The sequence below is a fragment of the Novosphingobium sp. genome (assembly GCF_025351285.1).
Lineage (GTDB): Bacteria > Pseudomonadota > Alphaproteobacteria > Sphingomonadales > Sphingomonadaceae > Novosphingobium.
In genome coordinates, this window is sequence record NZ_JANXWG010000131.1 from 20,629 (window position 1) to 43,340 (window position 22,712).

Here is a 22,712-nt window from a genome sequence, read left to right on the forward strand (position 1 = left end):
ATGTGCTCTCCCTTATGGTTTATCGTGACTTGGGCGGACAGGGAAGCGACGCGCCGATCGCTTCGATCCTGGCACCGCGCAAGGTAGCCGTGAATCCCTTTGCGGCAACGATCCGGATCGGAGTTCCCACAGCCTTGAGGTCTGCGCCGGCTTCCTTGAAACACCGCAGCGGCACAAGCGTCTGCACGACCTTGCCGTTCGGCCCCGAGCGAAGCTGGTTGCCGATATCGAGCGCGGCCCCGCCGAACGCCACATCGACCGGCCCGGTGGGCGCCGCATCGATGCGCCAGTCGAGCCGCAGCACAAACCCCTCGTCGAGCTGGCGCATCAGATCGACCGCGGGACCGTCGATGGTCACCGCGCCGCGATCCTGCCACGAAAACTGGCGCGCATCTTCCTGTGCGGAAAGATCCATCGCGCGCGAGGTAACCGTGTTGTCCAAAGTCAGCCGCCACGGCGATGGCACCAGCCCGCGCGAGACGTAGACGTCCTCGCTGGCTGCAGCGACCAGATCGACGCGCGGGTCTTCGTTCACGCGGCCCAGATTGGCTGGATGGGCGTAATCGAGCCCGTAGCCCGCCGGAAACAGCGGACGGCGGATCGGCGAAATGGCATCGCCGGGCCAGGCAAACGGCAATCGCCCGGTGAAATCGCGAACCGGCTTCCCGTCGCGTCCTGCCACCACCACGTCGGCGACGCCGGCGCCTTGCGTGCCGGGCAACCATGCTGCCACAAAGGCATCCGATGCATTGATCAGCGAACCGGTGAACAGCGGCCTGCCCGAAAGAAACACCGAAACCACCCGGATCCCTTGCGCCTTGAGGCGGGCGACAAGATCCTGTTCGCCTTCGCGCGACCGGAAGGCCAGGTCCGGACGATCGCCCTGATATTCGGCATAAGGCGGCTCGCCGTAAATCACGACCGCCACATCGGGCTTTCCCGACCATTTGCCATCGGCGGCAAGCGTGGCCTGCCCACCCGCCGCGACGACCGCTGACGCAATGGCGCGACCGACCGTCTGGCCATTGGGAAAATCGCCGGCGGTGGTGTCGGTGCCTTGCCAGGTGATGGTCCAGCCGCCCGCCTGCATGGCCATGCTGTCCGCGCCGGGGCCGGTGATCAGCACCCGCGAACCCGCGCGAAGCGGCAGTATCCCGCCGTTGTTCTTGAGCAGGACCAATGACCGCGCAGCGGCTTCGCGGGCCAGCGCCAAGTGTTCGGGCGTACCGATTGCCGCAAGGTTGCCGCGCTCCACCGGTACGGGATCGAGCAGCCCCAGCTTGGCCTTGACCCGCAGGATCCGGCGGACCGCATCGTCGATCCGCGCCATCGGCAACGTCCCGGCGCGGGCCTCACGGACGGTCGCGGCGAACAGGCCCTTCCAACTGTCGGGCGCCATGGCCAAGTCGAGCCCGGCGGCAAACGACTGCGGGCAATCGGTGACCAGGCAACCGGGCACTTGGCCGTGGCCATTCCAGTCCCCGACAACCAGGCCCATGAAGCCCATGCGCCCCTTGAGCACATCGGTCAGCAGGCTGGCGTTGCCGTGGTTCTTGACCCCGTTCCAGCTCGAAAAGCTGGCCATGACCGTCAGCGCGCCGGCATCGATCGCGGCGGGGTAGCCCTGGGCATGGCGGGCCACCAGTTGCGCTTCCGGGATTCGGGCATCGCCCTGGTCCTTGCCATCGGCGGTGCCACCATCGGCCAGGAAATGCTTGGCGGTGGCGGCAACATGGTCGGGTCCGATCGGCTTGCCCGCCATCATCGGCCCCTGCAGGCCGAGTGTCATGGCACGCGCATATCTGGCCACCAGCGCAGGGTCGCCGGCATAGCCTTCGTACGTCCGCCCCCAGCGCACATCCTGCGGGACCGCGAGCGTTGGCGCGAAGGTCCATTCGATGCCGGTCGCCGCCACTTCGGCCGCCGTCGCGGCACCGATCCTCTGGATCAGCGCAGGATCGCGTGTCGCGCCGAGTGCGATGTTGTGCGGAAAGATCGTTGCACCCGGCAAGTTCGAATGGCCGTGGACCGCATCGACACCGAACAGGATCGGGATACCGGCCCCGCTTTTGCGCGAAGCGTCACGGTACTCTGAAACAAGGCGCTTCCACGTCGCAGCATCAGCGCGCTCATCGCCATAAGGACCCGAGTTGCCGCCGGCGAGGATGGAGCCGAGCGGATAATCGTGCAGGTCTGCCGGCGTGATCGCGGAGATATCGGCCTGGATCATCTGCCCGACCTTCTGTTCGATCGTCATGCGAGACAGCATTGCGGTGATCCGGGCTTCGGTCGCCTTGTCGGAAATCGCGGCCGGGCTGTGTGCGGCAGGCCATAGCCCGGGATGCGCCCGGACCGCGGGCGTCTTGATCGCCGAAACCGTCCGGGTTGCCGAAGCCGTCCGGGTTGCCGAAGCCGAGGCGCAGCCAGTCGTCAGCAAGCCCATCGCCAGGAGCACGCGCCAGAAAATCATGGAAACCCTCAATCCCGTAACGGTGTGACCGTTGTCGATCTGATCGTGTGAACGTTATCAATCGGTGACTGACACACGGGACCCGCAAAATCAAGCGTGCTGTCAGGTGCGGCGGGGAAACGAGACCAGAAGCAGGCCCGCCACCGCGGCAAGGGCGGACAGGACCAGCAAAAGTCCCGAAAAGCCGAAGCGCGGCACCAGCGCCAGGGTCAGCCACGGCATGAACAACGAAGGCACCGTGTTGGTCAGGTTGAACACGCCAAGATCCCGGCCGCGCCGATCGGATCGTGTCAGCACGCGAAGCGTTTGAGCCGAATGCAGGGCGAGGAAGATCGACGTCGCCAGCCCGAACAGCGCATAAGCCCCGATCGCGGCCGGCAGGGACTGCGCGAACGCCATCCCCATCAGGCCGACGCACGACAGCGCCGAGCACACGATCAGCGGAACCACCGGGCGGCGGTGCCGGTCGGCCCATTGCCCGGTCCACACCGCTACGGGCGCGGAAAGCACCAGGACCACGCTCAGGATGCGGGCGGTGCGGCTGTCGCTCATCGCCGGATCGATCGAGCGGAACCAGAAATAGAGGTACGAAAACAACGCGGCTTCGGCCACCTGCACGGCCAGACGCGCCAGCCACATCCGCTGCTTTGCACCATTGCGATCGAGCAGACCATCGGGGTGCTCAGGCACAACCGTTTTTTCAGGAGATGGCACCGGCTCCTCGACAGGTTCGGGCGATCCGATCGTCAGCACCGGCACCACGCACGCCGCCACGATCAGCGCGACCAGCCACAGCCTGCCGTCGGCCGGAGCCAGCCCCGGAATCGTCACGAACGCTCCTGCCAATGCCCCGCACCCCGGCGCAAAGGCCAGAAGCCCGCCCAGCAAGCCCTTCTGGCTGTGCGGAACGCTATCCCCGGCCCATGCCGAAAGCGGCGCCAGCATCATGTTGAGGCCAAGTTGCCAGGCCAGCACGATGGCGATCATGCTCACCAGACCCGTCGCCCGGGTCACTGCCACGAGCAGGCAGCACGAGACAATCAGTCCCAGCCATATCCACCCCCGGCGATTGCCGGTGATATCGCTGAGATAGCCAAAGCCGATATGCCCCAGGCTGGCCGCGATGGCGCCGGCGAAGGCAATATAGGCCAGCCAGGTCACTTCGCCACCAGCCCCCGCAAGCAGCGAAACCTTCACGGGCAGCAGGATGGTCAGGAACGGGACATAGGCGACTGACCCTCCGGCCCAGGCCAGTGCATAGAGCAGCAGGAAGCGGTTCGATTGCCGTGACCCGGCCATCGGGTTAGCGGACCGGCTGCGGCGGAAAGCTTGCGACCGAGCCCCGTTCGACGATGCTGGCGGCGATAACCGTCAGCAATTTGGGTGCTGACTCACCGCTTTGCGAGGCGATGATCATCTCCACCGCCTTGGATGCGGTTGCAGCGATCGGCTGATCGATCGCGGTCAGCGGCGGCTGGGTGAAATGCATCAGCGGCGAATTGTCGAAGCTGATTACCGACAGGTCCTGCGGCACGCGCAAATCCAGCGAACGCGCAACTTCAAGCGTTGCCAGCGCCATCTGGTCATTGCTGGCGATGATCGCGCTGGGCGGTTCTGAAGATTCGAGCAGCCTGCGCGCCGCGCGTTCACCCGAAGCGTAAGTGAAATCGCCCGTCTCGAGCAAGCCGGCGGTGCCGAGCCCGGCCTCGGCCATGGCTGCCGTCCAGCCATCGACCCGCCAGGCGCTGAGATTGTATTCGGATGACCCGGCAATGAAACCGATGCGCCGGTGCCCGCGTTCGGCAAGGTAGCGGGTGGCCGCCCGCGCCGATCCTTCGTCATCCATCGAAATGGGCAGGCCCGCGCCGTCGCCTTTCGAACCGATGCGCGCGAACGGGATGTCGTGCCCGGCCAGCAAGCGCACGAGCTGCGGATTGTCCGAATGCGGCGGAGTCAGGATGATGCCGTCGGGCTGGAGCGCGGCGATGGCCGCAAGGAGTTCGCGCTCGACATGGTCGCTGTGCGTGTCTACCAGTTCGACGATCATGCGATAGCCGTGTTCGGCGCACTTGAGCATGCCGCCCAACAGCATCTGGTCAACCCAGTCGGTGCCCTGGCGCGCGCGCCAGTCCGCGATCGTGCGTTCACGATCGTTGAGCGCCAGGATCAGATAGGATCGCGAACCGCTCATCCGCTGGGCGGCGATCGAGGGCACGTAGCCCAGCTTGTCGATCGATTCCTGCACCCGCTGCTTCATTTCCGGGCGCACGTTGGGTTCATTGTTGATGACGCGGCTCACCGTCTGCAACGACACGCCCGCGTCCGCTGCGACATGCTTGATCGTGACCGCCTGACGACGCCTCGCCATGCGCTACTGGCCCTTTTGCATGGTTGACATCGGTTGCGACCTAACCGAGCCAGCCTGCTTTTGCCAGACGCGAACCCAGTCGATCACGAACCGCTTGGGAAATTCGCGCGTCGACACGCCGCCTGCCCCGCGTTTTTCGGCCAGGCCGCCGCCGATCGCCAGGTTGAAGATGAGGTAGAACGGCCGGTCGAAGGGCGCGCCCGGTGCTTTCGAACCCGCAGACCACCAGTCGCTGCTGCTGCGTTCGGCGTAAGTGCGGCCGTCGACTTGCCAGGAAATGCGATCGTTCTGCCATTCGATCGCGTACGTGTGAAAGCCCTCGAGAGCTTCGGGGACGTGGACCTCGCTGCCGGAGTGGACATTTTTGGGCCAGTTCCCGCCGAAGTGCAGCGTGCCCAGGATCGTGTCCTCGCGGCCGCCCGGACAGGATTTGCACGGCACCCCCAGGTTGACCGCTTCGAGCATGTCGATCTCACCCGACGCGGCCCACGCACCGTATGTGTCGTGTTCGGGCAGCATCCAGATCGCCGGCCAGGTGCCCTGCCCATGCGGCAGGCTGGCGCGCACTTCGATCCGGCCATAGCGCCAGCCGGCCTTGCCGCGCGTGGTCAGCTTGGCGGAGGTGAAATCGCGGGTGGCTTGCGCGTCCGGATCGGCGGCGCGTCTGCGCTGGTCCTCGGGCAAGGCCGGGCCGGTCGCGCGCTCGCGCCTTGCGGTGATGACGAGCTTGCCATCCTCGATCGCGGCGTTGTGATTGTTCGCCGTGTAGCACTGGCGCTCGGCATTTCCGCCGCCCCAGCAATCGCCGTCGAAGCTCCATTTGGCGGTATCGATCGCGGGTTTGTCGAATTCATCCGACCACACCAGATGCCACTCCTCCGCCGCAGCCGGTTGTGCCGCCAACAGCGACAGCACGGCCGCGGCCCCGGCGATCATGCCGCCTCGGCCTTGGCCGACGAGCAGTAGCGCGCAACATAGGCATGGTGATCGGGCAGGCCGGCAACGGTTTTCGCAACGCTTTCGCGCAGACCGCCGAGCAGATGCGCCAGTTCGTCGTCCGCCAGCTTGGTGGCGACAGGGTGATATGCTTGCGGCATGATGCCCTGCCCCATCATCACCTGCACCCAGCTATTTTCCGCGAAAAGTTCGTCGTTCTTGCGGAATACCCGCCCGGTTTCGCGGAACAGTTCGACTTTCTGGGTCAGGCTGTCGGGGATTTCCATGTCGGCGCACTGGCGCCAGAACGGACTGTCGCGCCGTTCGGTGGCCTTGTAGTGGAGCACCAGGAAATCACGGATCTGGACCATGTCGGTCATCTGCTGATCGTTGAATTCGGCCACATCGCGATCGCTGACTTCGCCCATCGGCAGCATGCGGATCAGCCGCAGGATTGCGCGCTGGATCAAGTGGATGCTGGTCGATTCGAGCGGTTCCATGAAGCCGCCCGAAAGCCCGATCGCAATGCAGTTGCGATGCCACTGCTTGCGCCGTGCACCGGTGGTGAAACGGATGAAGTTGGGCTTGGTCAGTTGTTCGCCCTCGATCGTGGACAGCAGGCGTTCGAGCGCAGCATCCTGAGCGAGGTAGCGGCTGCAATAGACGATGCCGTTGCCCTGCCGGTGCTGGAGCGGGATGCGCCATTGCCAGCCGGCATCGTGCGCGATCGCGCGGGTGTAAGGGATCGGCGGGCGCACGCTGGCAGTCTGCACCGCGATGGCCGAATCGCAGGGGAGGTAATGCGTCCAGTCGTCAAACCCGACATGGAGCGCGCCTTCGATCAGCAAGGCGCGAAACCCGGTGCAATCAAGGAACAGATCACCTTCGATCCGCTGCCCTGAATCGAGCACGAGCGCTTCGATCTTGCCGGAATCGCCGCTCAGCCGGACTTCGGCGATCCTGCCTTCGACCCGCCTGGCGCCATCGGCTTCGGCCAGCTTGCGCAGGAAGGCGGCATAGAGCGTGGAATCGAGCTGGTAGGCGTAATTCATGCGATTGTCGGGCAAGTGCGCGAACTTGCCCGCATAGGCCGCCTTCAGTTCGAGGCAGTAATCATCGAAGCTCCATTCGTGCCCTTTCGAAAGGCCGTGCATCCAGAAATGCTGGAAGCCCGCCGACCAGTGATCGCGGCCGGTGACGCCGAATGAATGGAAGTACTTTTCCCCCTGGACCTTCCAGTTCTCGAACGAGATGCCCAGCTTGAAGGTCGCCTGCGTGGCGCTCATGAACTCGGCCTCGCCGATCCCGAGCAGGCGGTTATAGGTCACCAGCGGCGGGATCGTGCTTTCGCCCACGCCGACCGTGCCGATGGCATCGGATTCCACCAGCGTCAGTTCGATCGCATCGCCCATCGTCCGCGCCAGCGCCGCGGCGGCCATCCAGCCGGCCGTTCCGCCCCCGGCAACCACGATCCGGCGCTTTGTGTATTCCTGCATCATCGGCTCAATGTCCTGAGAAGAAACGATCGCAACCGCCCGGCGCCTTCCGCATCCAGCGGATCGAGCACACCGCGCGCTCCGGCTGGAATGTGGTCGGTCACCAGTGGTCCGTTTTCGAAGACGTAGTGGTTGAACAGCGCGTGCCAGATCGCCTTGTCTGCGGGCGGCAGATCACGGATCGAGAGGATCGCGTGGTTGAGCGCGTCCTGCGGCTGCCCCAGAAAGCGCGGCGTCTCGCGCCACCAGTAATTGAGCAGCGCATTGAAGCGGGCCATCCCTTCGACGTGGTGCCACCACATCGAAGGGATGAACACCGCGTCGCCCGGCTCCAGCTCGGCCACCTGGGCATGATTCAGCGCCTCTGCGAAACGCGGGTGTGCGGCCGGGTCCGGCGCGTGGAAATCGACCATGCTGACGGCGCGGCCGGCGGGCGTGTTGTCGATCGGGCCAAGGTACAAGTTGGCGAACTGCTCGGGCGGAAACAGCGTGAAGCGGCGCCGACCCACCACGCAACAGGCCAGGTTATCGGGAAAATCATTGTGCGCCGCGATCCGCGTTTGCGTGCCGATCCACAAACTGGTCAGCGGCTCGCGACTGCCGAGGTCGATCCGGTTTTCTTCCCCAACACGTTCGAAATGCGCCGGAACATCGATCGAGCCGAGATAGATCGTCGGCGGTTCGGCACGGTCTTCGTTGGCATCGATGCCGGCGAAGATATCGGCGAGCTTGCCCCGCGCGGTGTGGAAATTCATGTCCATGCCGGCGTCGTAAAACAGGCGGCCGTCGTGCCCCGGCGAGCCGATCGAAACCGTGAACGGAACCGCAAGCGCCCGTTCCAGCAAGTATTCGCGCGCATCGCGCGGCGATCGCAGCCCGGCCTGCACCAGCGGCCAGTCCGCGGCCAGCCCGCGGATCACGAACGGATCGCGCGCACCGTGCAACAAGGCATCGAGCGACGCCGCGTCCCCTGCCTGCCGTTCGGCAACCGCCGTCAGTCCGGCGAAGGTGGACGGATCGTGCTCAGCCACCAGCGACACGCGCGTTCCTGCGCGCCACGAGTTCAGCAAACTGCGACAGCGATGCCATCGCCATGAAGATCGGTTGCAGGTGCCCGCTGGCATGCAGCGATTGCAGCGCTTCGCCATCGAGTTGCGCCAACCGGTCTTCGTCGATCGTGTGGTACCCAACGAGCGAATTCTTCGAACCGTCGTTCAACGCCACTTCGAGCGTGAACGGTTCGAGCAGCGCATGGCGTTCGAGATCGGCGAAAAACGCCTCGCTCTGGCGGTAGCCGTGATCCAGGTCGCCAAGCTGTTCGGCCATGGCTTCGAGATAGGGCGTGGGCTTGCCATGCTCGTCGAACACCCGGACGCCCTCGCCGCCGTTGGCGATACGCGGGTGGCTGGTGTCCAGATGGACTTGCGCGTCGCCATCCTCGGCGATCCGCTGCCCGATCAGGAACGGCTGGATGGCGAGCGAAAGCGGGCGATATCCGGCATCCCAGCGGTCGCCGTCGAGAAACAGGTTCTCGCCGTTGTCGAAGCCGAACAGCGCGAGCGCCGAGATCCTGCCGCTTTCGAGATCGCGGCGGAACACGATCGGGAAATGCGCCTGCACCCGGCGGAACTCGATCGGCACGGTGAAGCACGCCATGACATTGTCGCCATATTCGGCGCCGGCGCCGGTGTGAACGCGCAATTCGGCATGGTCCGCGTTGGTCAGGATCTGGTGCGTGCTCATCGTCCGGCAAGTCCTTCACGGGCCGTCTGCGCCTGCTGATGTGCAGCGGCAGCGGTAAAATAGTCGCGGTTGGCGGGCAGTGCCGAAGCCAGAGCCTTGGCCCGCTGCCCGATCTCGTCGAGCATCGGGTTGCGTTCAGGTGCAACGGCCTGCTGCGGCGGGGGAAAGCCCATGCCGTAAAGCACGTATTGCTGGCTGGCCGATGGGAATATCTCGTCCACTTGCGCAAGATCCCAGGTCGAAGGCGGCTGGTCGCGCCACAGGGCAAGGTTTTCGGCCAGTCGCGCGGGGATGCTAGCAGGCGCCCTTTGCGCCAGCCAGTACGGCTCCTCGCGGCGGCTGAGGACATAGTGCAGCTTGAGAAACTCGACGATCCGGTCCCAGCGATAGCGGAACAAGTCGTTGAACCGGCGCGCGTGGATATCCATCGCCGCGCGACTGCGGGGAAAGTTGTCTGCCAGCGCCTGGATCGACAGTTCGATCAGCACGATCGCCGATGCTTCGAGCGGTTCGATGAAGCCGGCCGACAAGCCGACCGCCACGCAGTTGCCCTGCCAGAAACGAGCCCGGTGCCCTGTAGCAAAAGCCAGCTTGCGCGGCCGCAATTGCGCTTGGTCTGCGGCCGGGCAGCGCGCTTGCACATATTCGCGCAAGGTGCGTTCCGCCCCGTCGTCGGACAGGAAGCGCGAACTGTAGACGCAGCCGATGCCGCGACGGGTGGGCAAGCCGATGTCCCACAGCCAGCCCGCTTCGTGCGCAGTGCCGATGGTTTGCGATGCAACCGCGCTGCCGGGTTCCACCGGCACTTGCACGGCCAGCGCGCGATCGTTGAACGACACGTCCGACCGATCGACCCATTCGACCCCGCAATGATCGCCGATCAGGATGGCCGCCTGGCCCGAACAGTCGATGAAGAAATCGCCGGGCAACGGCGCCCGATCGCGCAAGCGCAGCGAAGCGATATCGCCATCGCCCGAGGTTTCGACGCCATCGACCAGCGCCGCGACGTGCGTGATCCCCAGCTTGCCGGTGCCGTGGCGCGCCAGCAGGTTCGCAAACTTGCCGGCATCGAGATGGTATCCGTAATTCAGTGCGCCGGCGTAGTCGGGCATCGTCCGCTGCCGCGGCGCCAGGTTGCGCTGGCAGACCACGTGTTGCGCGGTCATGGTCGCAGCGAAGGGCTGACCGGCGGCTTGGTCCTGCCAGGCGGCCAGGTGATCGCGCATGTCGCCGGGCGGGGGCGCGGTGAAGGGATGCAGGTAACTGTCAGCGGCCGACCCGTCGAGCCAGCCATCGAAGCGCGAGCCCTGCTTGAACGCGGCATCGCATTCGCGCAGAAAATCGCTTTCAGCGATGCCGATCGTCGCCAGCGTGGCGCGCATCGTCGGCCAGGTGCCCTCGCCCACGCCGATCGTGGGGATGCCCGGAGCCTCGACGAGGGTGACCGACAAGTGCGGGTGCCGCGCGGCAAGCAGGCAGGCCGAAAGCCAGCCTGCGGTTCCGCCGCCCACTATCACGACACGCTGAATGCTACCGACCATCATGCAAAAGACCATAGCCGACATTCGGCTGGTTCAAGGGCAAAAGAGTCGCACTGACGGGCAGTGCGACTCTGTTGAGGAGGCTAATGGCAGACCGGTCAGTTCACATCAGAATGCATACCGGAGGCCCGCTGCGTAACGGCCATAACCCGGGGCCGAGAAGAACACGGTCTGATCGTTGCGCATATGGCCGCGACGGGACGCATTGGTCACGTTGATGCCTTCAGCAAAGACCGTGAAGCCCTTGCGGAATTCGTAACTCGCGCTGATGTCGAACTGCCCATAGGGATTGGTGTAGTAAGGATCGAAGCCGTAACCCGCAAGGAAGCCGGCGCGCCAGTTGTAGGCAACGCGGGCCTGGAACCCGTGCTCGTCATAGTAAAGCACAGCGTTGGCGCTGTCACTCACGCCATTCACAGCAAACTGTGGCACCGTATAGCGCAGTGCATTGTTGTAGTTGGTATCGCTGTTGACAATGGTATAGTTCAGGATTGTTCCGAACCCGGTATCCCAGAAGCTGTTCTGGATCGCGAACTCGAAACCTGACAGCTTGGCCGTCTGGTTGCTGTTGGTCGGCTGGGTGATCACGAAATTGACCAGCGGATCGGTGGATTGTCCGATCACGCCGCCCGTCGCCGCATCGATCGTTGATGGGTACTTCGCCGCGATATATGCCAGCAGGGCGGCCGGCGTAGCGTTGGCTCCCAGTGCCGTCCGCGCCTCGGCGGCGTGCGGGCCCGCTGCGGCGTTGGTCAGGCCGAACTCGGGCGTGTTGACCGTGGTGTTGCTGATGAAGTTGCTGACGTTCTTGTGGAAATAGCCCACCGAAATGTAGCTGTCGCGCTTGTAGTACCATTCCGCCGACAGATCGATGTTCTTGGACTTGTAAGGCAACAGGCCCGGATTGCCGCTGCCGCCGGTGCTCCCGCCGATCCGGATCGGTGAATCGAGCGTAGTGCCGCCCTGCAGGCTCCCATAATCGGGCCGGGTGATGGTCTGGCTGTACGATGCGCGCAGCTTGACGTTGCGGATCGGCGTGAGATCGAAATCGATCGCGGGCAGCCAGTTGTTGTAGTTGCCCTTCAGCGTGGCAAAGCCCGAGGCAGTGCCGTAGATGATCGAGGTTTCGTTACCGCCGGTCCACACGGTGCCGGTCGGGATGGGGACCAGCGCCGACGAATTGATCCTCGTGCGTTCATAGCGCAGGCCAAGCCGCACGTTTGCCGGCCCGGCGAGCAAGTCGAACCGGTGAGTCGTCTGGATATAGGGCGCGAGGGTCTTTTCCTCGATCCGGCGATCGGCCGTGTACTTGGCAAGGCAGGTTCCCGCCTGCGCCGCAGCCGCGCAAATCCCCAGGTTCGAGTTGAGCAGGCCGATCAGCGATTCGGTGTTGATCTTGAAGTAATTGGGAATAATCCCCGACGCGTTCGAACCGTCGATCCCGCCAAGCCGGTTGGGCAGGCTCGTGATCGTGTACAGGCTGTCCGGGGTTTGCGCCGCCGACAAGGTTCCACCCCAGGTGTCGTTCTGGATGAAACCAAAGGCCGTACGGACCTTGTTGTCCGTATAACCCACGCCGAAATCGAGGCTCTTGATGAATGACGAGTCGAAATCATAGCTGCCCTTGAACGAGGCCTCGTTGATCTCGTCGCGCATGTAGGCGTTGCGGAAGGCGTTCCCGGCCGGACGAATGTTCGATGCGGCGATTTCCGAACCCGGATACATCGCCACCGAAATGACGGGCAGAGCCGTGGTGAAGTCGACCCGCTGGTTCTTGATGCCATAGATCGCGCTGCCGACTGCGATGTTGCTGCCGTAAGGGCTCGTCGGCTTGCTCTCGGCGGTCGAATGATGGCCGTCGAGGGTCAGGCGCAGGCCGCCCGGTCCCTTCCAGTCGAGATTGCCGCCGATCGACTTGTTGATCGACCGGTTGGCCGCGACCGCACCGGTGATGGCCAGATCCTTGCCTTCGGCCTGAGCGAAATTTTCGGCATAGAAGTTCGGGCCCGCCGCAGGACCGTTGGTCCAACTGCTGGTGGTGTCGTTGTGGTTGAACCAGATGCCGATGCTGTTGGTGCGGGCGTTTACGGTGTTCTGCGAGAACGTGTAGTCAACCGTTGCCGACAGGTTGTCGGTCGGCTTGACCTGCAACACCAACTGGCCGTTGATCCGCTCGCGATCGGTGTCGGTCAGGTCGTAACCGGCATTCTGCGGAACCTGATAGACGTCGGTCGCCTTCGGGCGATTGGTGATGTTGGCGTAACGCGGATCACCCGGCATGGCGAGCGAACCCCAGTTGTTCTCGCTGCCCAGATAACCTTCGCGCCAGCCGGCGTTGAACTGTGCCTGGCTCGACCGGCGGCGCTGGTACGAACCGGTGGCCAGGACGCCGATCCGGTTGTCTGCAAAGGTGTCGCTGATGATGCCCGAAACTTCGGGAGAAACCTTGCTGCCTTCGAAGCGCGAGGTGTCGTACACGGCCTTGACGCCGATGCTGCCCTTGAAGCCCGGTCGATCGAGCGGGCGCGGGGTCTTGATGTTGATGACCGAGCCGATGCCGCCCGTCGGCAGCGATGCGCGGCCCGACTTGTAGACTTCGACCGACGCGACGCCCTCTGAAGCCAGATTGCCGAAATCGAAGCTGCGCGAGGCCGGCACGCCGCTGCCAAGGCTTGACGCCGGCATCTGGCGGCCGTTCAGCAGGACCAGGTTGAAATCGGGGCCGAAGCCGCGAACGGTAACGGTCGATCCTTCGCCATTGCTGCGGTCGATCGACACGCCGGTGATGCGCTGGAGCGATTCGGCCAGGTTGGTGTCGGGGAACTTGCCGATGTCTTCGGCGGAAATGGCATCGACAACGCCTTGCCCGTCGCGCTTGAGATCGAGCGATTTCGCCAGGCTGGCGCGGATGCCCGATACGACGATTTCGTCAGGGTTGGCGCGCGCTTCGGGTGCGGCGTTCTGCGCGAAAGCCGGCTGCATGCCGATGGTCAGTGCAACGGCCGAAACACTCAACATGAGCTGGCCAAAAGCGAGCGTGCGCGGTGCCTTCATTTTCGATTCCCCTCCCCGATTCTGCACGATCCATTGTTCGAGATCGCTGATTGTGAACGTTCCCCTAAATGATAACGTTCACTTGGTCAAGGGTAGTCGTCTTTTCCATTCGTGATGATCGCAGGATTTGTCGAGGGCGTTGCGCGGTATCGATCAGGCCGGTTTCGGCCTCAACGGGGCGCCACTGCGATCACTCGCACGCCAGGGTTCCGGAATTCGGGATACAGGTCGGCGTCAGACTGCGTTGGCCCGCACAATCGCTGCGTAAGTGGCGGCGCTTGGCTTGGGGCTGCGAGCAAATGTGACCGGATCGACGCGGTGCAGCCCGAAATGGACCTTGAAGCCGAAGATCCACTCGAAGTTGTCGATCAGCGACCAGTGGCAGTAACCGATGACCGGAACGCCCTCGGCCATCACGCCGTGGAGGCCCGCCAGCGCCGCAGGGATCAATGCGGCGCGGACCGCGTCGTCATCGGTGCCGACGCCATGCTCGGTGACAAAGATCGGCAGGCCGGTCGCGGCGTGAGCGTAACGCACCGCGCCGCCAAGCGAAGCGGCGTAGACCTCGCTGCCCGAATAGTTGAGCGTGGCTCCGGCCGGCGCAGGCAGCGCGCCGTCCGCCCCCCAGATCTTGCGCTCGTAATTCTGCACGCCGAGAAAATCGTCACCCTTCACGGCTTCGAGCCACGGCCCGTAAAGCCGACTGCGCATTGCATCACGCTGGCTGTGCGGGCCGGCGGCCTGATCGTCGAACATGGCCAGGCTCAGGCCCACCGGCAGGTTGCCGCGCGCCGCCTTGATCGCCGCGCGCCCGGCCTTGTGCCCGGCGATCATCAGCTTCGTGGCGGCGTCGACCTGATCGATCTCGATGGCATTTCCCGCGGCAAAGCTGGCTGTTCCGCTGGCCTTTGCGGCGGCGGCCAGCATCGCGTGCTGTGCGGCGATCACCGGCGGCGGCAGCACTACGCGCAGCAGGGTCATGATGTTGGGTTCGTTGAGCGTGGTGGCGTAGGCCATCCCGCCCGCCAGGTGCCGCGCCGCGCGATCGCAGAACCGCGCGAACAGCGCGGGCGCATCGGCATGTGTCCAGCCGCCGCGCGCCGCAAACCAGCGCGGCGTGGTGTAGTGGTTGAAGGTGACGACTGGCGCCAGCCCGCGCGTATGGCAGCCGTCGATCACGGCCTTGTAGTGATCGAGCATGGCACCTGAAAACTGGCCCGGCTCGGGCTCGATCCGCGCCCATTCGAGGCTGAAGCGATAGGCGTTGAGGCCCAGCGCTTTCGCACAATCGAGATCGGCCGGCCACATGGCGAAGCTGTTCGCGGCATCGCCCGATGGTTGCGCATAAACCGTGGGCCGGACATTCTCGAGCAACCAACTGTCGGCGTTGACGTTGTTGCCTTCGACCTGATGCCCCGCCGTCGCCGCGCCCCACACGAATCCCTTGGGGAATCGGCGTGGACCGGTCGCGGCAACCTTGGAGACCGCAGGCGCGGCGGCGATTGCAGCGCTGAGAGCGCCAGCAGCAAGCAGGCTTCGCCGATCGATCATGCCATGTCCTCCGATGCAATCTGACGCGCCAGCCGGTGACGCACCTTGAGCGCGCCGGTATCGGCGCGGCACGAAACTTCGGTCGGCGCGGCGGCGAGCGATCGAAGCATCGCTTCGACCGCTTCGATCGCAGCTACGTCCTGCGGCTGGATACGATCGCCCATGGCGAGGTTACCGGCGCTCAGTGCTGGGTCCGCGATCGCGAAATCGCGCGTGGTGGCGACGAAGTAGTGGACGCTGTGCGCGGTTTCGGGCGTGATGCCGTGGATGAAGTTCTGCGTGCCGAGCGGCTCGCCGGCCTCGGTGCGGATGTCGCCGCCCGTGCGGATCAGCGCCGGCGCATGGTATTCGGCATCGAAATGCTGTTCGACACCGCCGTTTTGCAGCGGAAACTGCTTGCGCGTGAGCGGATTGGGCGGGATCCGGCCGACGCGACGGACAGCAAGGCTGCCCGCGCCATCGACCAGCTCTGCCGGAATTGTTGCGATATAGTCAGCGCCGGGAATGGTGTCGGCATGGATGAAGCTGGCGTGACTGAGGTCCATCAGGTTGTCGATCAGAAGCGTGTAGCGGCCCCTGATCGTCACCATCGGCGAAATGTCGTTGGCCCAGCCGGGCGCAGCCATGCCCATCGCGAGAACGTCGGGAATGGTGACAGCGTCGGACCGGTCGGGATCACCCGTCCAGATCCACACCGTGCCGCCGCGCTCGACCGTAGGGTAATGCCGCAAGCGGCTCCGATCGGGAACGCTGGCCTGCGATGGAACGCGCACGCAAGCGCCGGCCGCGTCGAAAGTGAATCCGTGATAAGTGCATTGCACCGCATCGCCGACGAGCGTGCCCTGCGCCAGCGGGTAGCTGCGATGCGGGCACACGCCCGCAAGCGCAGTCGGGGTGCCATCCTCCGTCCGATAGAGGATTACCGGCTCGCCCAAGATCGTGCGTCCGAGCAGTTCGCGCGAAACCTCGCCCGACCAGGCGGCGATCCACCACTGTTGCCGCGGCCAGGGCTGCTTCTGGTTGAGTGGATACATCGGTCCCTCCATCAATCGCAGCAATCAGCGATAAAGCTGGCAACAGCGGCGGCGAGCGCCCGGTCCGCCGTGCCGAGGTGCATCGCCATTGAATAGTGGTTGTGGCCGCCGGCAAAGTGCGCCCGTGGCATGGCGCCGTGCCGTTCGAGCCGCGCCGTCAGCAGTCCGAGAAATTCGGCCTGGAACCGCGGCGGATCGAACTGGGCGCAGGCGACCAGCAGCGGCAGCGTGGTTTCGACCAGCGCCGCACGCGGCATCCGCGCGGGATAGAGCGCCGGATCGCCGTAGTAGAGCGTGTCTCGCTCATCGAGCGGGGTGAAGCCATAAAGCCCCGACAGCAGCACCGCGCCGCGCACCCGGACTGCCAGCGCCGGATCGTGGGCCAGCGCTCCGCAAACGTGCACCGCGCCGGCCGAAGTGCCCATCAGCACAAACTGCGCGGGATCCCCGCCGAACGCAGCGACGTTGGCGTGCAGCCAGTCGACCGCCGCAACCACGTCCTCCGCCCCCGCCGGCCAAGGATGCTCGGGCGCGAGGCGGTAGTTGATCACTGCGCCGACCAGCCCCATCGATGCCGCCATCCGCCCGACACTGGCATTGGGCCAGGCGTGGTCCGAACCCTTGTCGCCCTTCAGGAACCCTCCGCCATGGACGAAAACCAGCACCGGCCGCCCTTGGGCACCGGCCGATGCGTAAATATCCAGCCGCTGGCGCGGTGCGGCGCCGTAAGCAAGGTCGATCGCCGCTGCGGGCTGCCTCGCGGCGAGCGCGCGCTGTTCATCGTCGAACAGCGCGCGGCACGCATCGAGCACGCCGGGCCCCAGGCCCGTACCCATCGCGGCGATCGCACTGCGCATGGTCAGAAGCTGAACTGCACGCTGCCGCCAACGGTACGGCGGCCTTCACGGGTGTTCCAGTTGACTTCGCCACCGGCGTCGGCAAACGGCAGGCCGATAACCGCGGCGTGGAAGCGCTGGTCGAGCAGGTTGCGCGCGAACACGCCGACCCGCCAGCGACCATCGGCCGAACCGATGCCGGTGTTCAGCCCGATCGTGGCATAACCCTTTTGGAACGACAGCGCGTTGGCAACATCATACTGCACGCGGCTGCGGTAGTAGGCGTTGGCCGACCAGTCGAACGTAAGCGTATCGTTGATCGGCAGCTTGATGTCGGCGCCGAAGGTGGCGCTGGTCTTGGGCGCGCCCGACAGCGGTTCGCCCGCCGCCTGGACCAGCGATGTCACGCCATCGGAGCCAAGGAAGCACTTGTATCCGGACTTCACCACGCTGGGGCATGCGGTCACGTAATCGGTGAATTTGGTGTCCGAATAGGTGAAGCTGCCGTGGAAGCTCAGTGCCTTGCTGACCCGCCACGAAGCATCGGCCTCGAAGCCGTTGGCGCGGAAGCCACCGGCATTCTGCGTCAGGAATTCGACCCCGTTGAACACCGAAGTCTGCAAGTTGTTGTACTTGTCGAAGAACACGTTGGCGTTGAACGTGACGGCGCGGTTGAACAGTTGTGACTTCAAGCCCACCGTCACGTCGCGCACGGTCTGCGGATTGACCGAGCTTTGCGTTCCGGTCAGCCCCGAAAACGCCACCGTCGGCCCGAGGTAACCGCGCGCTACCGTGGCGAACAGCAGGATGTCGCGGTTGACCTTGTATTCAAGCCCGGCGCGGCCCGAGAAGCCGCTTTTGCTGACCTGGCCCGATTTGAGCGCAGTGGGCGTGTAAGGCGCGACGAACCCCTGGGCGCCGAAGCTGCCGGGCGCGAAGGCCGGATCGATGATCGAATAGAACCGCGCATTGACCTTGTCATACTGATAGCGTGCGCCGCCGATCAGCGCGAGCTGTTCGTTGACGTGGAAACGCCCGTCGACGAACGCCGCGGCCGAAGCCGAACGGGTCTGGGTGTTGCTCTGCCCGCCCGAGATATCGACGATCAACTGGCTGCCGCCGGGGCCGGCCGGGAACGGCGTGGCGGGGCGCAGTTGCGCACGGCTGAAGTGGCTGTTGTCGCCCACTTTGCGGATCGAGCCATAGACGCCAGTGGTGAATTCGAACGCGCTGCTCTTGGGCGAAGTCAGCCGCAATTCCTGCGAGGCGAACGATTGCGGCACGCCATCCTGGTTGGCGGTGAAGACGGGGAAGCTGGTGCCGTCGATCGCGAACTGGTTGGGCCCATCGTTGGTCCGCCGGTACGCGGTGATCGAGGTGAGGTTGTAGCCGCCCGCCAGCGCGTAATTCACCTCGAGGCTGCCGCCGAAGTCGATCGAGCGGGTGAAGCCGGGATATTCCTCGGCCGACTTGTCGTTGTAGAAGCCCGGCGTGATGCCCAGCGCCGCCAGGTTGCCGAAGCGCACGCCCATCAGCGGGTTCTGCGCAACATCGAAGGGCAAGTGGTTGAGCGACCACAACTGGCCCGGCCCGACGCCCTTGGTGATCGAGTAATCGCCGATCACATAGATCGAAAGCTGGCTGGTCGGCTCCCACAGCAGCTTGGCGCGCGCGCCATAGCTTTTTTCAGCGCCCCAATCGACGTTAAGCGGCACATCGTGCAGGAAACCATCGTTGCGCCGATAATAGCCATAGACCGCCAACGCGGCGTTCGAGGCCAGCGGCAGGTTGATGCTGCCGTTGGCGTTGACTTCGTTGAGTTCACCATACGATGCAAAGGCCTTGCCGCTGATCGCATCGAACTTGGGCTTGGCAGTGGTGATATTGACCACGCCCGAAGACGCGTTTTTGCCGAATTGCGTGCCTTGCGGGCCTTTCAGCACTTCGACACGCTCGAGATCACCCAGGCTCTGCACCGGGTTGCCGAACGGGATGATCACGTTGTCGACCACGGTGCCGACGTTTTGTTCGGACGAGCTGGAAAACCCGCCGGCCGATCCCACGCCGCGCATGCGGAAGCCCGAATCGTTGGGCGAAGTGCCGTATTGCAGGCCCGAAAACTGGTACTGCAAGTCGGTCAGTTTCTGGAAGCCGCCCTTGGCGATCTGATCGGCGCTGATCGTCGAAACCGCGATAGGCACGTCCTGCAATCGTTCAGACCGGCGCGTGGCGGTCACGACAATGTCAGCGGGGGCCACATCGCTGTTGTCGCTCGCCTCGGGCGTTCCGCTTTGCGGCGCCTGTTGCGCCAATGCCGGAGCCGCCAAAGCTGCCAGGCAAAGGCCAGACAGCAGCACAACCGATCGTGCTTTACCGAAATTTTTCATGATCTTATCCTCCCCTTCGTTTTTTACTGTTCGTCGATGATGGTATTAATCAGCGTACCGATCGTGCCGATCGCAACTTCGATGCGATCGCCCGCTTTCATGTAAAGCGGCGGCGTGCGCTTATCGCCGACCCCGCCCGGCGTGCCCGTGGCGATGACGTCGCCCGGCGCCAGCGGGGTGAATGCCGAAACGTATTCGATGATCGCGGGAATATCCCAGATCAGGTCTCCGATCGGCTGGTCCTGGACGAGCTGGCCGTTGAGGCGGGTCTGCACCCGCTGTACTGCAAGGTCCGCGATTGCATCGGCAAGCACCAGCGCGGGGCCGAAGCTGCCGCTGGCCGGAAAGTTCTTGCCCGGCGTGAACTGGATGTTGTGCCGCTGCCAGTCGCGCGCGGTGCCGTCGTTGAACACGCTGTAGCCCGCAACATAAGCCGCCGCGTCGGCCGCCTTGACCTTGTGGCAGGGCTTGCCGATCACTACCGCCAGCTCACCCTCGTAATCGTACCGCGTGGTGACGGCGGGGCGGACCATCGGCTGCTCGTGGCCGACCAATGTATCGGCCCAGCGGGTGAAGATCGCGGGATGCTCCTTCTGCTCGCGCCCGGTTTCAGCAACGTGCGTGGCGTAGTTGAGCCCAACGCAGATGATCTTGGCAGGATCGGGGATCGGCGGCAGCAAGGTCACTGCGGCCAGTGGCAGGCGTTTGCCGTCGGGCAGTTCGGCGAGCTTGCCCAAACCCAGCGCCGCACGCAGCGTGGGTATGCCGGGGCTGGTCAGCGCGATCACTGTATCGCCCTCGATCCGGCCGAAGCCCGCCACGCCATCGGCGTCCGTGAAACTGCAATACCGTGTCATCGTGGTCATTCCTCTCTGGCGCAAGTCAGCCGGCCGGCGCCTGCGCGTCCCATTCCCGCTTGAACTTGAAGCGCTCCTCGGCCGCGCGCAATCCTGCGAAATCCTTGTCCGAAATGCCCCACTGGTCGATCCGGTTGGGAGGCCAGGTCCAGTCGTCGGGCTCGCCGGTGCGGTAATCGGCGGGGACCTTTTCCACCGCGGTCGAGAATTCGATCACCGGGCCGAATGGGGCGATGTAGTAGGCGTAAACGTTGGCGCCCGGGCCATGCCGACCCGGTCCCCAGGCGGGGGCGTGGCGGTGATCGCGCATACGCCCGATCCCGCGCATCACCGCGTCGAGGTCGGCCATTTCGAAGGCGACGTGGTTCAGGCTGGCGATCCCGGCGCGGGCAAAGGCGGTTGAATGGTGGCTGTCGTTGCAGCGCACGAACACCATGCCCTTCGTGCGGTCCGACACGCGGAAACCCAGCACCTGCTCGACCGCATGGCCGCTCGCTTCGGCGTCGATCGAGTTGAACACCACGTGGGTAAGCTTGACCGGCAGGTCACGGCCCTCGATCGGTGCGACTTCGGCCGTTCCCGCCAGGAAGCGCAGGATTTCGCCCTCGGGCAGCTCGACGATCAACCCTTGGCCGCCGCCAAGGTCATTCGAGATGACATCGCGGCAGGGCCAGCCGGCGTGCGCGATCCGGGTGCGCAGGCCCGCCAGTTCGGCGTCATCGCACACGAAGGTGGTGCTGCGAACGAACTCGTCAGCGGCGGGTGCCAGCGCGACGAGGTATGGAAAGGTCCCCGACCCGCGCAGGTAGTGCGTCCCACCCACCATGCCCGCTGGAGCCATGCCCCAGACATCGATCATGAACGCGGCAGCCGCAGCCGGGTCGGGCAAGGCAAATTCGATGCTGCGAAGCTTCACGCGGCGGCCTCCACCGTCAATGCAAGCGCACCGCAACGGCCATGCAACAGGCCTGCACCGGTGCCGCTTGCGGTTCCAAAGACATAATGATCGGGCCGGACCAGCACCGCGTCGACACCCCGCTGGTCGAGCCAATCAATAATCGCATCGCCGTCATCGACCGTGGCCGCATCGATCCGCGTAACGGCGCGGGTCTCGCCGCCGATCGCGGCCGACCGAACGAACAGCCGCCAGCCTCCACCGACCCGATCATCGAGCAACCGCCCATCGGCCCCGCGCGGCTGGATGAACCGCTCGCCCGCCGCCGGGCTTCCAGGCATGATCGCGCCCGCGCCGATCGGCGGGATCAGATCGTGCGCGGTCTCTCCATCGCGGCTGGCTTGCGCCAGGCGGATGTCGGCATCGCGCGTTGCGGCCTTGGCCGGGTTCAGTTCGCAGATATAGCGCCCGGCGGCGACCGCGGCGCCGATCACCGCGCGGACGTGGGGATCGCGCTCGGGCTGGTAGGTATCGAGCAGCGCCGGATCGGCATGATCGTTGACCACGGCCGCCATCTTCCACGCCAGGTTGGCAACATCGCGCAACCCGTGGCACATGCCCTGGCCGAAGAACGGCGGCGTCTGGTGCGCCGCATCGCCCGCCAGGAACACCGCGCCAACCTGCCAGCGTTCCGCCACCAGTCCATGAAACCGGTACGTCGCGGCGCGCACGAGCGTATGGGGTGCGTGGCCGATCCATGGGCCGACCAGCGCGCGGACGGCGTCGGGCGCCATCATATCGGCATCGTCCTCGCCGGGCAGCAGCATGAATTCCCAGCGGCGGTGATTGCCCCGGCCGGGCACGATGGTTGCGGGGCGCGCCGGATCGCACATCATCACCGACAGCCGCTGCAGATCGGCGGACGCCGGCACGCCCGAGATCGGTGGAAACGCCACCGGACCATCGACTTCGGCGTCGATCACCAGCCACGGTTCCTCGAAACCGAGATCATCGAGTTCGACCCCCAGCGCCTTGCGCACCGCGCTGCGCGAACCATCGCACCCGATGACCCAGCGCGACCGCAGGCTGTGTTCGTGCCCGCCTTGAGCGAAGCGCACGTTCACGCCGTCGCCGTCCTGCTCAAGCCCGATGAACTCGGCCCCGAGCCGCAATGACACGCGTTCACAATCGGCAAACCCGGCGCGCAAATGTGCTTCGAGTTCGGGCTGGTAGAAGAAATAGTCGTTGGCCCAGCCGAACGGGCGCGGCTGGCCGACGGTGCCCATATAACGGATCACGCCGTGATCGGCGCCGACATGCAGATGCCCGTCGGTATCACGCATCTGGGGCGCGATCCGGTCGATCACGCCGGCGCCCTGGAACAGCCGCATCATCTCGTGATCGAGATGGACCGCGCGCGGCAGCGGGTGGAGCGTGTCCTCGCGCTCAAGCACGGTCACCGACAGCCCCTGCTTGCCCAGCAGGTTGGCAGCCAGCGCGCCGACCGGGCCGCAGCCCACGATGATGACGTCGAAATCGTTCAT

General features: G+C 64.9%; 16 protein-coding genes. All 16 read right to left on the minus strand.

Annotated features, from left to right (window positions below; all coding sequences use genetic code 11):
• Positions 1-19: 19 nt before the first annotated feature.
• Positions 20-2,470, minus strand: a complete 2,451-nt coding sequence (locus Q0R16_RS15805) for a glycoside hydrolase family 3 protein (RefSeq protein WP_295638220.1) — start codon at positions 2,468-2,470, stop codon at positions 20-22.
• A gap of 102 nt (positions 2,471-2,572) precedes the next feature.
• The gene (locus Q0R16_RS15810; protein ID WP_295638223.1) at positions 2,573-3,769 is read right to left on the minus strand and encodes an MFS transporter; all 1,197 of its coding nucleotides are present in this window, start codon (positions 3,767-3,769) and stop codon (positions 2,573-2,575) included.
• A gap of 4 nt (positions 3,770-3,773) precedes the next feature.
• Complete coding sequence (locus tag Q0R16_RS15815) at positions 3,774-4,838, minus strand: LacI family DNA-binding transcriptional regulator (RefSeq protein ID WP_295638226.1); 1,065 nt, start codon at positions 4,836-4,838, stop codon at positions 3,774-3,776.
• 3 nt (positions 4,839-4,841) lie between these two features.
• The gene (locus Q0R16_RS15820; protein WP_295638229.1) at positions 4,842-5,774 is read right to left on the minus strand and encodes a glycoside hydrolase family 16 protein; all 933 of its coding nucleotides are present in this window, start codon (positions 5,772-5,774) and stop codon (positions 4,842-4,844) included.
• Positions 5,771-7,270, minus strand: coding sequence for a tryptophan halogenase family protein (locus tag Q0R16_RS15825; protein ID WP_295638232.1), 1,500 nt, complete (start codon positions 7,268-7,270; stop codon positions 5,771-5,773). Before Q0R16_RS15825 ends, Q0R16_RS15820 begins: the two co-directional genes overlap by 4 nt.
• The gene (locus tag Q0R16_RS15830) at positions 7,270-8,301 is read right to left on the minus strand and encodes a cupin-like domain-containing protein (protein WP_295638307.1); all 1,032 of its coding nucleotides are present in this window, start codon (positions 8,299-8,301) and stop codon (positions 7,270-7,272) included. Before Q0R16_RS15830 ends, Q0R16_RS15825 begins: the two co-directional genes overlap by 1 nt.
• A complete protein-coding gene (locus Q0R16_RS15835; RefSeq protein ID WP_295638235.1) occupies positions 8,294-9,013 on the minus strand; it encodes a SapC family protein in 720 nt (239 codons plus the stop codon). Before Q0R16_RS15835 ends, Q0R16_RS15830 begins: the two co-directional genes overlap by 8 nt.
• On the minus strand, positions 9,010-10,557 hold the full coding sequence (locus Q0R16_RS15840) for a tryptophan halogenase family protein (RefSeq protein ID WP_295638238.1): 1,548 nt from the start codon (positions 10,555-10,557) through the stop codon (positions 9,010-9,012). The genes Q0R16_RS15835 and Q0R16_RS15840 overlap by 4 nt, the downstream gene beginning before the upstream one ends.
• A 105-nt stretch (positions 10,558-10,662) precedes the next feature.
• A complete protein-coding gene (locus tag Q0R16_RS15845; protein ID WP_295638241.1) occupies positions 10,663-13,608 on the minus strand; it encodes a TonB-dependent receptor in 2,946 nt (981 codons plus the stop codon).
• Between the two features lie 234 nt (positions 13,609-13,842).
• Positions 13,843-15,159, minus strand: coding sequence for a family 1 glycosylhydrolase (locus tag Q0R16_RS15850; RefSeq protein WP_295638244.1), 1,317 nt, complete (start codon positions 15,157-15,159; stop codon positions 13,843-13,845).
• Positions 15,156-16,193, minus strand: a complete 1,038-nt coding sequence (locus Q0R16_RS15855; RefSeq protein WP_295638247.1) for an aromatic ring-hydroxylating dioxygenase subunit alpha — start codon at positions 16,191-16,193, stop codon at positions 15,156-15,158. The genes Q0R16_RS15850 and Q0R16_RS15855 overlap by 4 nt, the downstream gene beginning before the upstream one ends.
• Positions 16,194-16,204: 11 nt before the next feature.
• Positions 16,205-17,050, minus strand: a complete 846-nt coding sequence (locus Q0R16_RS15860; protein WP_295638250.1) for an alpha/beta hydrolase — start codon at positions 17,048-17,050, stop codon at positions 16,205-16,207.
• A 2-nt stretch (positions 17,051-17,052) separates the two neighbouring features.
• Positions 17,053-19,416: a TonB-dependent receptor gene (locus Q0R16_RS15865; protein WP_295638254.1), complete on the minus strand. Its 2,364-nt coding sequence runs from the start codon at positions 19,414-19,416 to the stop codon at positions 17,053-17,055.
• Positions 19,417-19,439: 23 nt separating this feature from the next.
• Complete coding sequence (locus Q0R16_RS15870; protein ID WP_295638257.1) at positions 19,440-20,273, minus strand: fumarylacetoacetate hydrolase family protein; 834 nt, start codon at positions 20,271-20,273, stop codon at positions 19,440-19,442.
• Between the two features lie 25 nt (positions 20,274-20,298).
• Positions 20,299-21,189: a VOC family protein gene (locus Q0R16_RS15875; RefSeq protein ID WP_295638260.1), complete on the minus strand. Its 891-nt coding sequence runs from the start codon at positions 21,187-21,189 to the stop codon at positions 20,299-20,301.
• Positions 21,186-22,712: a bifunctional 3-(3-hydroxy-phenyl)propionate/3-hydroxycinnamic acid hydroxylase gene (locus tag Q0R16_RS15880; RefSeq protein WP_295638263.1), complete on the minus strand. Its 1,527-nt coding sequence runs from the start codon at positions 22,710-22,712 to the stop codon at positions 21,186-21,188. The genes Q0R16_RS15875 and Q0R16_RS15880 overlap by 4 nt, the downstream gene beginning before the upstream one ends.

What these genes read in the sequence shown, in the direction of transcription:
- Q0R16_RS15835 (WP_295638235.1), bottom strand. Translation starts at nt 9,013, where the DNA reads ATGAGCACGCACCAGATCCTGACCAACGCGGACCATGCCGAATTGCGC.
- Q0R16_RS15845 (WP_295638241.1), bottom strand. Translation starts at nt 13,608, where the DNA reads ATGAAGGCACCGCGCACGCTCGCTTTTGGCCAGCTCATGTTGAGTGTT.
- Q0R16_RS15825 (WP_295638232.1), bottom strand. Translation starts at nt 7,270, where the DNA reads ATGCAGGAATACACAAAGCGCCGGATCGTGGTTGCCGGGGGCGGAACG.
- Q0R16_RS15850 (WP_295638244.1), bottom strand. Translation starts at nt 15,159, where the DNA reads ATGATCGATCGGCGAAGCCTGCTTGCTGCTGGCGCTCTCAGCGCTGCA.
- Q0R16_RS15870 (WP_295638257.1), bottom strand. Translation starts at nt 20,273, where the DNA reads ATGACACGGTATTGCAGTTTCACGGACGCCGATGGCGTGGCGGGCTTC.
- Q0R16_RS15815 (WP_295638226.1), bottom strand. Translation starts at nt 4,838, where the DNA reads ATGGCGAGGCGTCGTCAGGCGGTCACGATCAAGCATGTCGCAGCGGAC.
- Q0R16_RS15880 (WP_295638263.1), bottom strand. Translation starts at nt 22,712, where the DNA reads ATGAACGATTTCGACGTCATCATCGTGGGCTGCGGCCCGGTCGGCGCG.
- Q0R16_RS15805 (WP_295638220.1), bottom strand. Translation starts at nt 2,470, where the DNA reads ATGATTTTCTGGCGCGTGCTCCTGGCGATGGGCTTGCTGACGACTGGC.
- Q0R16_RS15840 (WP_295638238.1), bottom strand. Translation starts at nt 10,557, where the DNA reads ATGATGGTCGGTAGCATTCAGCGTGTCGTGATAGTGGGCGGCGGAACC.
- Q0R16_RS15860 (WP_295638250.1), bottom strand. Translation starts at nt 17,050, where the DNA reads ATGCGCAGTGCGATCGCCGCGATGGGTACGGGCCTGGGGCCCGGCGTG.
- Q0R16_RS15865 (WP_295638254.1), bottom strand. Translation starts at nt 19,416, where the DNA reads ATGAAAAATTTCGGTAAAGCACGATCGGTTGTGCTGCTGTCTGGCCTT.
- Q0R16_RS15855 (WP_295638247.1), bottom strand. Translation starts at nt 16,193, where the DNA reads ATGTATCCACTCAACCAGAAGCAGCCCTGGCCGCGGCAACAGTGGTGG.
- Q0R16_RS15810 (WP_295638223.1), bottom strand. Translation starts at nt 3,769, where the DNA reads ATGGCCGGGTCACGGCAATCGAACCGCTTCCTGCTGCTCTATGCACTG.
- Q0R16_RS15820 (WP_295638229.1), bottom strand. Translation starts at nt 5,774, where the DNA reads ATGATCGCCGGGGCCGCGGCCGTGCTGTCGCTGTTGGCGGCACAACCG.